Origin of the sequence: Duganella hordei (genome assembly GCF_040369125.1) — a bacterium.
Classification (GTDB): Bacteria; Pseudomonadota; Gammaproteobacteria; order Burkholderiales; family Burkholderiaceae_D; genus Rugamonas; species Rugamonas hordei.
The window spans coordinates 500866-513752 of the sequence record NZ_BPWI01000004.1; the positions used below are offsets into that span (position 1 = coordinate 500866).

Annotated in this window: 9 protein-coding genes; 8 read left to right on the forward strand and 1 reads right to left on the reverse strand. The window is 63.2% G+C overall.

The window, feature by feature from the left end; all coding sequences use genetic code 11:
• Positions 1-14: 14 nt before the first annotated feature.
• The 3 genes from ABWW33_RS12915 (at position 15) to ABWW33_RS12925 (ending at position 6332) form a co-directional block, all read left to right on the forward strand.
• Entirely contained in the window at positions 15-2048 is a 2034-nt protein-coding gene (locus ABWW33_RS12915) for a M13 family metallopeptidase (RefSeq protein ID WP_353401959.1), read from the forward strand.
• Positions 2049-2170: 122 nt separating this feature from the next.
• Positions 2171-4171 carry a M13 family metallopeptidase gene (locus tag ABWW33_RS12920; RefSeq protein ID WP_353402023.1) on the forward strand — a complete coding sequence of 667 codons (2001 nt, stop codon included), beginning with the start codon at positions 2171-2173 and terminating at the stop codon, positions 4169-4171.
• A gap of 94 nt (positions 4172-4265) precedes the next feature.
• Positions 4266-6332, forward strand: coding sequence for a M13 family metallopeptidase (locus tag ABWW33_RS12925; RefSeq protein ID WP_353401961.1), 2067 nt, complete (start codon positions 4266-4268; stop codon positions 6330-6332).
• 61 nt (positions 6333-6393) lie between these two features.
• Here ABWW33_RS12925 and ABWW33_RS12930 read toward each other — a convergent pair whose 3' ends face one another.
• Complete coding sequence (locus ABWW33_RS12930; RefSeq protein ID WP_353401963.1) at positions 6394-7488, reverse strand: ABC transporter substrate-binding protein; 1095 nt, start codon at positions 7486-7488, stop codon at positions 6394-6396.
• 252 nt (positions 7489-7740) lie between these two features.
• On the opposite strand from ABWW33_RS12930, the gene ABWW33_RS12935 reads away from it, so the two are divergent.
• The 5 genes from ABWW33_RS12935 to ABWW33_RS12955 all read left to right on the forward strand — a co-directional run bounded on the left by ABWW33_RS12935 (position 7741) and on the right by ABWW33_RS12955 (position 12887).
• Positions 7741-8298: a hypothetical protein gene (locus ABWW33_RS12935; protein ID WP_353401965.1), complete on the forward strand. Its 558-nt coding sequence runs from the start codon at positions 7741-7743 to the stop codon at positions 8296-8298.
• 169 nt (positions 8299-8467) lie between these two features.
• On the forward strand, positions 8468-9436 hold the full coding sequence (locus ABWW33_RS12940; protein ID WP_353401966.1) for an ABC transporter substrate-binding protein: 969 nt from the start codon (positions 8468-8470) through the stop codon (positions 9434-9436).
• A 15-nt stretch (positions 9437-9451) separates the two neighbouring features.
• Positions 9452-10273, forward strand: a complete 822-nt coding sequence (locus ABWW33_RS12945; protein WP_353401968.1) for an ABC transporter permease — start codon at positions 9452-9454, stop codon at positions 10271-10273.
• A 1-nt stretch (position 10274) separates the two neighbouring features.
• The gene (locus ABWW33_RS12950; protein WP_353401970.1) at positions 10275-11084 is read left to right on the forward strand and encodes an ABC transporter ATP-binding protein; all 810 of its coding nucleotides are present in this window, start codon (positions 10275-10277) and stop codon (positions 11082-11084) included.
• Positions 11085-11117: 33 nt separating this feature from the next.
• Positions 11118-12887, forward strand: a complete 1770-nt coding sequence (locus ABWW33_RS12955; RefSeq protein ID WP_353401972.1) for a sensor histidine kinase — start codon at positions 11118-11120, stop codon at positions 12885-12887.

Sequence of the window (12887 nt, forward strand, 5' to 3'; positions counted from 1 at the left end):
CCAAAGGACCGCACGTGAACCGTTTTCTGTTGAGCACCCTGGCCTTGAGCCTCAGCACCGCCTACGCCGCCCACGCCGCCGACACCGTCCCGGTGTCCGGCATCGACACCCAGTACATCGACGCCAGCGTGCGTCCGCAGGACGATTTCTTCCAGCACCTCAACGGCCAATGGCTGAAGACCACCGAGATCCCGGCCGACAAGTCGAGCTGGGGTTCGTTCGCCAAGCTGCGCGACGACACCCTGCCTCAGCTGCGCGGCATCATCGAGGCGGCCGCCGCCGACAAGGCCCGCAAGCCGGGCAGCGACGCGCAGAAGATCGGCGACCTGTACGCCAGCTTCATGGACGAGGCCAGGCTGGAACAGCTGGGCACCAAGCCGCTGGCCGGCGAACTGAACCGCATTCGCTCGATCAAGGACAAGAAAGCCTTCCCGATGCTGGTCGCCCACCTGGACCAGATCGGCGTGACCACGCCCTACGGCGTCTACGTCAGCCAGGACGCGCGCGAGTCGACCAAGTACGCGGTAGGCATCTCGCAGAGCGGCCTGGGCCTGCCGGACCGCGATTACTACCTGAAAAAAGACGACGCCAAGATGGCGTCCACGCTGGCCAAGTACGAAGCCCACGTGGCCAGGATCCTCGGCCTGGCCGGCGACAAGAACGCCGCCGCCAGCGCCAAGGCCATCGTCGCGCTGGAAACCGCGCTGGCCGAGGCGCAATGGACCAAGGTGGAAAACCGCGACCCGGTCAAGCGCTACAACAAGAGGCCGATCAGCCAGCTGGCCGAACTGGCGCCGGGCTACGACTGGCAGCACGCGCTGGCCGCCGAAGGCGTCGCCGCCAAGGTCGACTACGTGATCGTCAACCAGCCAAGCTACCTGAAGGCCTTCACCGCCGTGGTCGACAAGACCGACCTGGCGACCTGGAAATCCTACTTCGAATGGCAGCTGCTGCGCAGCGCCTCGCCTTACCTGTCGAAGGCCTTCGCCGACGCCAATTTCGATTTCTACAGCACCGTGCTGACCGGCGTGGCCGTCAAGCCGCCGCGCTGGAAATCGGCGGTGGCGCTGGAAGAGCGCGCGCTGGGCGAAGGCCTGGGCAAGCTGTATGTGGCGCAATACTTCCCTGCCGAGCGCAAGGCGCGCATGGAAGAGCTGGTGAAGAACCTGCTGGCCTCGTACAAGACCAGCATCGACACGCTGGACTGGATGAGCCCGGAAACCAAGAAGGAAGCGCAAGCCAAGCTGGCCAAGTTCACGCCGAAGATCGCCTATCCGAACAAGTGGCGCGACTACTCGTCGCTGTCCATCGTCAAGGGCGACCTGATCGGCAACGTGCTGCGCGCCTCGACCTTCGGCCACCAGCGCATGGTCAACAAGCTGGGCAAGCCGATCGACCGCGAGGAGTGGGGCATGACGCCGCAAACCGTCAACGCCTATTACAACTCGACGATGAACGAGATCGTGTTCCCGGCCGCCATCCTGCAGCCGCCGTTCTTCGACGCCAAGGCCGACGACGCGGTCAACTACGGCGCCATCGGCGCGGTGATCGGGCACGAGATCAGCCATGGCTTCGACGACAAGGGCAGCCAGTCCGACGGCGACGGCAACCTGCGCGACTGGTGGACCAAGGAAGACCGCGCCAACTTCAAGGCCAAGACCGACGCGCTGGTGGCGCAGTACAACGGCTACAGCCCGATCAAGGGCTACAACGTCAACGGCGCGCTGACGCTGGGCGAGAACATCGCCGACAATTCCGGCATCGCCATCGCCTACAAGGCCTACAAGCTGTCGCTGGGCGGCAAGCCGGCGCCGGTGATCGACGGCCTGACCGGCGACCAGCGCTTCTACATGGGCTTTGGCCAGGTGTGGCGCAGCAAGATGCGCGACGAGCAGCAGATCGTGCTGATCAAGACCGACCCGCATTCGCCGGGCCAGTTCCGCGCCAACGGCACCATGGTCAACCAGCCGGGCTTCTACGAAGCATTCGGCGTGAAGCCGGGCGACAAGATGTATGTTGCGCCGGAACAGCGCGTGATCATCTGGTAAGCGTTTATTTGCCGTAAATTTTCAGAAAAAGGCCACCTCGTGTGGCCTTTTTGCTATTGTTCCAAGACTTGCCTATACATTTATTGGAGATAGACTTGAAAGCACACTTACTGAGCGCCCTGATGCTGGCGCTGCTGGCCTCCGCCGGTGTCCACGCCCAGCAAAAAATTTCCGGCGTGGATATCGCCAACATCGACCCGTCGGTACGCGCGCAGGACGACTTCTTCGTCAACCTGAACGGCAAATGGCTGGCCAAGACCGAGATTCCTTCCGACAAATCGAGCTGGGGCTCGTTCGAGAAGCTGGACGACGACACCAAGCCGCAACTGCGCGCCATCATCGAAGCGGCCGCCGCCAATCCGGACAAGGCCAACGGCACCGACGCTCAGCGCATCGGCGACTTCTTCGCCAGCTACATGGACGAGGCCAGGCTGGAGCAGCTGGGCCTGAGCCCGCTGCGCGCCGAGCTGGACCGCGTCGCCGCGCTGAAGGACAAGAAGGAAATCCCGGCGCTGATCGCCCACTACAACCGCTTCAGCGTGACGGCGCCGTACGGCTTCGTCATCCACCAGGACAACAAGGATTCGACCAAGTACGTGGCCGACATCGTGCAGGACGGCCTGAGCCTGCCGGACCGCGACTACTACCTGAAGAAGTCCGACAAGAAGATGGCCGACACGCTGGCCAAGTACCAGCAGCACGTGACTAAAATGCTGGCGCTGGCCGGCAACAAGAACGCCGCGGCCGACGCCAAGGCCATCGTCGCGCTGGAAACCGAACTGGCGAAAATCCAGTGGACCAAGGTCGAGCTGCGCGACCCGGTCAAGGCCTACAACAAGGTACCGCTGGCCAAGCTGTCCAAGCTGGCGCCGGGCTACGACTGGTCCACCTGGCTCAACGACACCGGCATCGCCGGCAAGGTCGACTACGTCATCGTCAGCCAGCCGAGCTTCGTCACCGGCTTCAACAAGGTGCTCAACAAGACGCCGCTGGCGACCTGGCAGGCCTATTTCCAATGGCAGGTGATCCACGCCAGCGCGCCCTACCTGTCCAAGGACTTCGCGCTGGAAAACTTCGCCTTCTACGGCACCGTGCTGGCCGACGTCAAGGAACAGCAGCCGCGCTGGAAGCGCGCGGTCAACGCCACCGACGGCGCGCTGGGCGAGAGCCTGGGCAAGCTGTACGTCGAGCAGCACTTCCCGGCCGAGCGCAAGGCGCGCATGGAAGCGCTGGTGAAGAACCTGCTGGAAGCGTTCAAGCAAAGTATCACCACCCTGGATTGGATGAGCCCGGCCACCAAGGAGCAGGCGCAGGCCAAGCTGGCCAAGTTCACCACCAAGATCGGCTATCCGAACAAATGGCGCGATTATTCCAAGCTGGTGGTGGCCAAGGATGACCTGGTGGGCAACATGCAGCGCTCGCACGAGTTCGAATACCTGAAGGAGCTCAACAAGCTAGGCAAGCCGATCGACCGCGACGAATGGGGGATGACGCCGCAAACCGTCAACGCCTATTACAACCCGGAGCTGAATGAGATCGTGTTCCCGGCCGTGATCCTGCAGCCGCCGTTCTTCAACGCGGACGCCGACGACGCGGTCAACTACGGCGGCATCGGCGCGGTGATCGGCCACGAGATCAGCCACGGCTTCGACGACCAGGGCGCGCAATACGACGGCGACGGCAACCTGCGCGACTGGTGGACCAAGGCCGACCACAAGAACTTCGCGGCCAAGACCAGGATGCTGGTCAAGCAATACAACGCCTACAGCCCGGTCAAGGGCTACAACGTCAACGGCGAGCTGACCCTGGGCGAAAACATCGCCGACAACAGCGGCGCGGCGATCGCCTACAAGGCCTACCTGATTTCGCTGAACGGCCAGCCGGCGCCGGTGATCGACGGCCTGAGCGGCGAGCAGCGCTTCTACATGGGCTTCGGCCAGGTGTGGCGCAGCAAGATCCGCGACGCGCAGCAAATCGTCTACCTCAAATCCGACCCGCACTCGCCCGACCAGTTCCGCGCCAACGGCACGGTGCGCAACCAGCCGGGTTTTTACAACGCTTTTGGCGTAAAACCGGGCGACAAGATGTATCTGGCGCCTAAAGACCGCGTCATCATGTGGTAACCATTTTGTGTTGGCCGGCCCCTGTGATATAAAACCGCACGGGGCCAAACAACGTGGATTGGCCTGTTTCGTTTTTCAAACCAGAAGGATAATCGTGAAACGTCATCTCGTAAGTGCATTGACCCTGAGCCTGATCGCAGGCCTGGCCGGCGCCGCGGACAACACCAAAAGTGTAGCTCCCGCCAGCGCCAAGATAGCAAGCGGCACCATGGCCTCCGGCATCGCCGTGGAATACATCGATCCAGCCGTGCGCGCGCAGGACGATCTGTTCACCCACATGAACGGCAAGTGGCTGGCGACGACGGAAATCCCGGCCGACAAGGCCAGCTGGGGCTCGTTCGCCAAGCTGCGCGACGATATCCAGCCGCAGTTGCGTTCCATCATTGAAGGCGCCGCGTCGAACAAGGCCGGCGGAGCGGAAGCCCAGCGCATCGGCGACTTCTACGCCAGCTTCATGGACGAAGCCAGGCTGGAGCAACTGGGCCTGACACCGCTGAACGCTGAAATGGCGAAGATCGCCGCGATCTCGGACAAGAAGCAATTGCCGGCGCTGATCTCGCACCTGAACCAGATCGGCGTGACCGCGCCGTACAACTACGGCGTCCACCAGGACAACAAGGATTCGACCAAATACGTGGCCGACCTGTACCAGGACGGCCTGGGCTTGCCGGACCGTGACTACTACCTGAAAGCGGACGACGCCAAGATGGCCGACGCGCTGGCCAAGTACGAACTGCACATCGGCAAGATGCTGACCCTGGCCGGCGATCCGCACGGCGCCGTCACCGCGCACGCCATCGTCGAATTTGAAAAAGAGCTGGCCAAGATCCAGTGGACCAAGGTCGAACTGCGCGACCCGGTCAAGGCCTACAACAAGGTCGACATCGCCAAGCTGGGCGCTACGGCGCCAGGCTACGACTGGAACGCCTACCTGGCCGACGCCGGCGTGGCCGGCAAGGTCAGTTACGTGATCGTCAGCCAGCCTAGCTACCTGAAGGGCATGACCGCGCTGCTGGACAGCACCCCGCTGGACACGCTGAAAGCCTACTTCCAGTGGCACCTGCTGCGCTCCAACGCGCCATACCTGAGCAAGGCCTTCGTCGACGAAAACTTCTCGTTCTACGGCACCGTGCTGAGCGGCGTGACCGAGCAGCGTCCACGCTGGAAGCGCGGCGTGTCCGTGACCGAAGGCGCGCTGGGCGAAGCCGTCGGCAAGATATACGTCGAGCAAAACTTCCCGGCCGAGCGCAAGGCGCGCATGGAAGCGCTGGTGAAGAACCTGCTGGCCGCCTACAAGACCAGCATCGACAAGCTGGACTGGATGAGCCCGGTCACCAAGAAGCAGGCGCAGATCAAGCTGGCCAAGTTCACCACCAAGATCGCCTATCCTAACCACTGGCGCGACTACTCCAAGCTGGAAGTGTCCAAGGACGACCTGGTCGGCAACGTGCTGCGTTCGCGTCAGTTCGACTACAACAAGGAACTGAACAAGCTGGGCAAGCCGATCGACCGCGAAGAGTGGGGCATGACGCCGCAAACCGTCAACGCCTACTACAATCCCGAGATGAACGAGATCGTGTTCCCGGCCTCGATCCTGCAGGCGCCGTTCTTCAACGCCGACGCGGATGACGCGGTCAACTACGGCGCCATCGGCGGCGTGATCGGCCACGAGATCAGCCACGGCTTCGACGACCAGGGCGCGCAATACGACGGCGACGGCAACCTGCGCGACTGGTGGACCAAGGCCGACCACAAGAACTTCGCGGCCAAGACCAAGATGCTGGTCGACCAGTACAACCAGTTCAGCCCGCTGCCCGGCTACCACGTCAACGGCGAGCTGACCCTGGGCGAGAACATTGCCGACAACAGCGGCGTGGCGATCGCGTACAAGGCCTACAAGCTGTCGCTGAAGGGCAAGCCTGCTCCGGTGATCGACGGCCTGACCGGCGACCAGCGCTTCTACATGGGCTTCGCGCAGGTGTGGCGCATGAAGATGCGTGAAGCGGCGCAGATCCAGCAGATCAAGACCGACCCGCACTCGCCAGGCCAGTTCCGCGCCAACGGCACCATGCGCAACCAGCCGGGCTTCTATGACGCCTTCGGCGTGAAGCCAGGCGACAAGATGTACCTGGCGCCAAAAGACCGCGTGATCATGTGGTAATCGCCACGTAACGCAACAAGGGCCGCAGCGATGCGGCCCTTTTCAATTCGGGATCGGTTTGTCAGAGCTTGCTGACTGGAACTGGCTTTCCTTTTTGGACCTTGGTCAGGTAGACCTTGTTCAAGCCCTGGTGGTCTTGCGGGCCGAAGGCGATGTCCAGGCCGCCCAGGTTGACGTTCATGCTCTCCAGCGCGGCGAGGAAGCTGGCGCGGGTCAGGTCGGGGCCGGCTTTCTTCAAGCCTTCCACCAGCGCGACGGCATCCACATAGCCTTCGAAGGACGTGTAGTCCACTTCGTTGATGCCCGCCGCCTTCATGTCCGCGTGGTATTGCTTGGCGATGGCCAGCGATTCGTCGAATGGCGACGGCACCACCTGGGTGATGTAGACGCCTTCGGCCGCGTCGCCGGCCGCCTTGATGAAGTTGGCGGTGCCGACAAACGACAGGTTGAAGAATTTCGGTTTGAAGCCGGCTGCGTTGGCTTTTTTCACCAGCTCGGCGCATGCCTTGTAGGTGCCGACCATCAGCACCGCTTCCGGCTTGGCCGCCAGCAGCGCCGCCAGCCCGGCGTCGACATCCTCGGTGTTGCGCAGATAGTGACCCTCGCCGGTAATGTTCATCTTGCGCTTTTGCAGCGCCAGCTGCAGCCCTTCCTTGCCTACCTTGCCGTAGGTGTCTTCCTGATAGAACAGGCCGATCTTGGTGATGCCGGCATCGGTGACCAGGCGTTCGACCTGCAGCTCGATCTCGTTAAAGTAAGACGACCGGATATTGAAGACATACTTGTTGAGCGGCGTGCGCAGGAACTCGGCGCCGGTGAACGGCGCAAAAAACGGGATATTGTTCTCGTTGACCAGGCCGATCGCGGCCTTGCTGGTCGGGGTGCCGACATAGCCGAACAGCGCGAACACGCCGTCCTTCTTGATCAGTTTTTCGGTGGCGGTGGCGGTGCGCGGCGGATCGTAGCCGTCGTCCTCGCTCACCAGTGTGATTTTGCGTCCGTTGACGCCGCCAGCGGCATTGATTTTTTTAAAATACGCCTCGCTGCCAGCCTTCATCCCCAGCCCGAGCCCCGCAGTGGGGCCGGACAGCGCGTTGGCCATGCCTATCTTGATTTCCGTCGCCGTCACGCCGGTTTCCGCTGCGGCGGCCGACATCCATGATGCAAGAAACAGCCCGACTACTTTGCAAAAAATTGTAGTTTTCATATGGCGTACTTTCAAGTGGCGCGGTGTTTCCTCCGCAGTTAGGTTGATTCACAGTATCCTTTTGGGTGGGGGATATCAAGCGTGCGCCAACTGTTTTCAAGGAAATGCAACACTAGCCAACGACAATCCAGCCTGCCGTCGTGGCGTCGTTCTGCCGCCAATGAGGTAAACTAGGGCGCCTTCAACTCACGAACTGCTCCTATGCGCCTGCGTCACGTCGCGCCCTTGTCCTTGTTGTCCCTGCTGACCGCTTGCGGCGATTCTTTCACGCCGGTCGATGTGTATATGGCGAAGACGCCGGAGTGCAAGACCTGGCAGGAGGGTTCGCGCTACGAGTTGCCGCGCGGGATAAGCGTGTCGACCACGCCGCCGGTCACGCTGCCCGACGGCGGCGCCGAGTTCACCTTTGTCTACCTGGTGCCGCGCGGCGAGCGGGCAATGTTCCTCAGCCGCGACTATCACGTCACCGCGCCCAGGGGGCCGGTGCTGGCGAAGCTGGAACTGGTCAGCTTCTACCAGCGCGCCACCAATTCCAAGCCGGAAATCGTCGACGTGATCCCCAAGGTGCCGGACATGCTGGTGGCCGGCGCCACCAGCGACGACACCATCTGGCGCGTGCGCCTGCGCGTCAAGGACAAGCTGCCGGAGCGCTTCGACGTCGTGCCGCCCGCGTTCGAGATCGCGCTGACCAAATATCCGATGCGCACCTTCACCTACCGCTACTTCGCCGACCGCAAGGCCTTCGGCCTGTGCAGCTGACGGCTGGGCGGATTTCCGCATAAGCGCCGCGTCGTTTATGCGGTTTTCCGCCGCCGGCATGCCCGGCGCAGCAGGCGGATCCCTTACAAATCAATGACTTGAACCGCAGCCCGTGCTTGGCACGGAAGCTGCAATGTCTCCGGTAACTACAACCACAATGGAGACCAGCATGTCCAAGTTCCGTCTGTTAGCCCTGACCCTCGCCGTCGCCGCCGCATCCAGCGCGCAAGCCCAGGAAGTGGTCCGCCTCGGCAACCTCAAGTTCGCCCACTACGGCGCCGTCTCGTATATCAAGGAAATCGCGCCCAAGTGCGGCATCAAGGTGGAAGAGCATGTCTTCGCCAAGGGCCCGGACGTGATGCAGGCCATCCTGGCCGGCGAGCTCGACGTCGGTGCCACCGCCTCCGAGGCCGCCATCTCCGGCCGCGCCAACGGCGCGCCGATCTATGTGGTGGCCGGCTTCGCCAAGGGTGGCGCGCGGCTGGTCGCCCGTCCCGACAGCAACATCACGTCGATCAAGGATCTGAAAGGCAAGCGGGTCGGCGTCACGCGCGGCGGCATCCACGAGGTGCTGCTGATCGCCGAGCTGGCGCAAGCCGGCCTGACCGCTTCCGACCAGCCCGGCAAGGATGTGCAACTGGTGTTCCTGGCGTTCGCCGATCTGAACCAGGCGCTGCTGGGCAAGAACCTCGATGCCATCATGCAAAGCGAGCCGCAATCGTCGCAGGCGATCAACAAGGGCTACGGCGTTGAAGTGATGAAGCCTTACGACACGCCGATCGGCGCGCCGATCCGCACCATGGTGATGAGCGAGAAGTTCTACAAGGAACACCGCGCCACCGCCGCCAAGTTCATGACCTGCTTCGTCCAGGCCACCAAGCTGTTCATCGACAACAAGCCGGTCGCCGAGAAATACGTGCGCGAAGTGATCTTCAAGAACCAGATCACCAAGGACGATTTCGACGACGCCATCAGCAACTCGCCATACAGCTACGACGTCACCCCCGAGCACATCCAGGTCACCACCGACGTGATGGCCAAGCACGGCACCGGCAAGATGCGCGCCGCGCCGGTGGCCAAGGACTGGGTCAAGACCGACCTGCTGGAAGCGGCCAAGAAAAGCCTCAACATCCAATAAGCGGAGACACTCATCATGAGCAAGCAAAACTGGCGGGAAGCCGCCTCGGGCGTGATTGCGCCCATCGTCATCATCGCGCTGTGGCAAGCCAGCGCCATGCTGGGCTGGGTCAACCCGCAGGTGCTGCCATCGCCGGCGGCGGTGGTGCAGAAGTGGTTTGAATACCTGTTGCCGCTGACCGCCTACGATCCGGCCGCGGGATCCTGGCTGAGCTGGGCGCTGTCCGGCGAACTGCTGGGCGACACCTTGGGCAGCATGTACCGCGTGTTGGTCGGTTTCGCCGTTGGCGCCGGACTGGCGCTGCCGCTGGGCCTGCTGATGGGATCGAGCAAGCGCATGTATGCGTGGTTCAATCCGCTGATGCAGCTGCTGCGCCCGATCCCGCCGATCGCCTACATCCCGCTGGCGATCCTGTGGTTCGGCCTGGGCAACGCGCCGGCCGTGTTCCTGATCGCGCTGGGCGCCTTCTTCCCGGTGCTGGTCAACACCATCGCCGGCGTGCGCCAGGTCGACGGCATCTACATCCGCGCCGCCCGCAACCTCGGCGTCAGCCAGCGCACGATGTTTGTCCGCGTGATGCTGCCGGCCGCCGTGCCCTACATCCTGTCCGGCGTGCGCATCGGCATCGGCACCGCCTTCATCGTGGTCATCGTGTCCGAGATGATCGCGGTGAACAACGGCCTCGGCTTCCGCATCCTCGAGGCGCGCGAGTACTTCTGGTCGGACAAGATTATCGCCGGCATGATCAGCATCGGCATGCTGGGCCTGATCATCGACGTGGGCATGAACAAACTGAACAATCATTTGCTGCGCTGGCACCGTGGCCTGGAGAACTGACATGAAGATGGACATCAACTCGACGCATATCGAAGTCAAAGACGTCAACAAGGTTTTCAAGACCGACAGCCGCGAAGTGATCGCCCTCAAGGAGATCAACCTCGACATTCCGCAAGGCCAGTTCGTCTGCCTGCTGGGACCTTCGGGCTGCGGCAAGTCCACGCTGCTGAACGCGATCGCCGGCTTCTCGCTGCCATCGTCGGGCACCATCACGGCCGACAAAAAGCTGGTGACCGGCCCCGGCCCCGAGCGCGGCATGGTGTTCCAGGAATACGCGCTGTTCCCCTGGATGACGGTGGAAAAAAACATCGCCTTCGGCCTGGAAATCAAGGGCATGCCGCAGGCGGAAATCACCGCCAAGGTCGACCAGCTGCTGGGCATGCTGTCGCTGAGCGATTTCAAAAACCGCTACCCGAAAGACCTGTCCGGCGGCATGCGCCAGCGCGTCGCCATCGCTCGCGTGCTGGCCTTGGACTCGCCGATCATGCTGATGGACGAGCCGTTCGGCGCGCTGGACGCACTGACCCGCCGCAACCTGCAGGACGAGCTGCTGCGCATCTGGGCCGAGCTGAAGAAGACCATCATCTTCGTCACCCACAGCATCGAGGAGGCGATTTACCTGGCCGACCGCATTGTCGTCATGACCTACCGTCCTGGCACCGTCAAGCGCGACCTGATGGTGGACCTGCCGCGCCTGCGCGACCCGGCCGCCGCCGAGTTCAACGCGCTGAAACGCGAACTGGGCCAGCTGGTGATGGAAGAGCAGCAGCGCCATCACAACGACGAGATGCGCATGGCGGCGGTGGATTAAGGCCGCGTCCGCACGGTGCAGTAGAATCTGCGTATGCGCGCCCAAAAATCCCTGCTATTGCTGTTCGCACTCGTGTGCGCGCTGGGCGTGATTGCCGGATCGTATCTGGCAGGCACCTGGCGCGCCCGCGACGAACTGCGGCAGCAGGGCCAGCGCCAGTTGCAGCTGATGGCGCCGGACCTGCAGTCGCTGCTGCAAAAATATGAGACGCTGCCTTTCGTGCTGGGCTTCCAGCCCGACCTGATCGTGGCGCTGGCGCACCCGTCCGACGCGCAAGCGATCACCCGCCTCAACAGCACGCTGCAGACCATCCAGCAGCAGGCCAAGGTCGGCGCCATCTACGTGATGGACCGCGACGGCCTGACCATAGGCGCCAGCAACTGGGACCAGCCGCTGGGCTTTGTCGGCAAAAACTTTTCCTATCGTCCCTACTTCGACGCCGCTCTGCATGGCAGGGCGGGGCGCTTCTACGGCATCGGCACCAGCACCAGCGAGGCCGGCTACTTCATCGCCCAGCCCGTATACCGCAACGGCACGGCCGGCGGCCCCGTCACCGGCGTGGTCGCCGTCAAGATCAGCCTGGCCGATTTCGAAAGCACCTGGCGCAGCAGCGACGACGCCATCGTGCTGGCCGACAGCGCCGGCGTGATTTTCCTCAGCAACCGTCCCGACTGGATTTACCGCAGCCTGAACAAGCTGGATGCCGCCACCGAGCGGCAACTGGCGCACACGCAGCAATACATGGGCCAGAAGGTGACGCCGCTGAGCGGCCATCCCGACCTGTTCGTCACGCAGGCGGTCGGCCAGCTGGGCTGGCAGCTGATGCTGTTCCCCGGCCAGGCCCGCGTGCTGCGCACCGGCGCGCAGTGGGCGTCGGCGGCGACCCTGCTGCTGGCCTGCGCCGCGGTGTCGGTCTGGGCGCTGCACCAGCGCCGGCGCCGGCTGGAAGAGCGCATGGCCTCGCGCGCCGCGCTGCAAAAAGCCGCCGCCGAACTGGACGACAAGATCGTCGAACGCACGCAGCAGCTGCGCACCACCAACCAGCATCTGGAAAACAAATACGCCAAGCTGCAGGAAACCGAACACCTGCTGCGCTCCACGCAAAACGAGCTGGTCCAGGCCGGCAAGCTGGCGATGCTGGGCCAGATGGCGACCGGCATCACCCACGAACTGAACCAGCCGCTGGCCGCGATCCGCGCCTTTGCCGACAACGCCCGCATCTTCCTGGAGCGGGGGCAGGGCGAGCAGGTGGCGGGCAACCTGGGCCACATCAGCGAGGCCAGCGCGCGTATGGGCGCCATCATCGGCCAGTTGAAAGGATTCGCCCGCAAGGACGAGACGGTTGCCACGGTCGACCTGGCGGCCTCGGTGCGGGCCTCCGCCTTTCTGCTGGAGAGCGAATTCCGCCGCCACGCCGTCACGCTGGAGATCGCAGCGGCGGACGGCATCAAGGTGACCGGCGACAGCGTGCGCATCGAGCAGGTGCTGATCAACCTGCTGCGCAACGCACTCGATGCGGTGGAAAGCGCCGAGCGCCGCGAAGTCGCCATCCGCCTCGAACGCGAAGGCGGTTGCGCGCTGATCAGCATCAGCGACAGCGGCGCCGGCATCTCCGAGCAGGTGGTGGCGCATTTGTTCGAACCGTTTTTCACCACCAAGCCTTCCGGCAAGGGGCTGGGCTTGGGACTGGCGATCTCGTCGTCCATCGTGCAGGCCATGAACGGCCGGCTGGCGGCGCATAATCAAGCCGGGGGCGGCGCGTGCTTCGAGCTGCGTCTGCCGCTACAACAAGAAGGAGCATGA

Bases quoted from the DNA above. Each gene is read 5' to 3' on its own strand.
- ABWW33_RS12945 (WP_353401968.1), top strand. From the start codon at position 9,452: ATGAGCAAGCAAAACTGGCGGGAAGCCGCCTCGGGCGTGATTGCGCCC.
- ABWW33_RS12955 (WP_353401972.1), top strand. From the start codon at position 11,118: ATGCGCGCCCAAAAATCCCTGCTATTGCTGTTCGCACTCGTGTGCGCG.
- ABWW33_RS12950 (WP_353401970.1), top strand. From the start codon at position 10,275: ATGAAGATGGACATCAACTCGACGCATATCGAAGTCAAAGACGTCAAC.
- ABWW33_RS12920 (WP_353402023.1), top strand. From the start codon at position 2,171: ATGCTGGCGCTGCTGGCCTCCGCCGGTGTCCACGCCCAGCAAAAAATT.
- ABWW33_RS12930 (WP_353401963.1), bottom strand. From the start codon at position 7,488: ATGTCGGCCGCCGCAGCGGAAACCGGCGTGACGGCGACGGAAATCAAG.
- ABWW33_RS12940 (WP_353401966.1), top strand. From the start codon at position 8,468: ATGTCCAAGTTCCGTCTGTTAGCCCTGACCCTCGCCGTCGCCGCCGCA.
- ABWW33_RS12935 (WP_353401965.1), top strand. From the start codon at position 7,741: ATGCGCCTGCGTCACGTCGCGCCCTTGTCCTTGTTGTCCCTGCTGACC.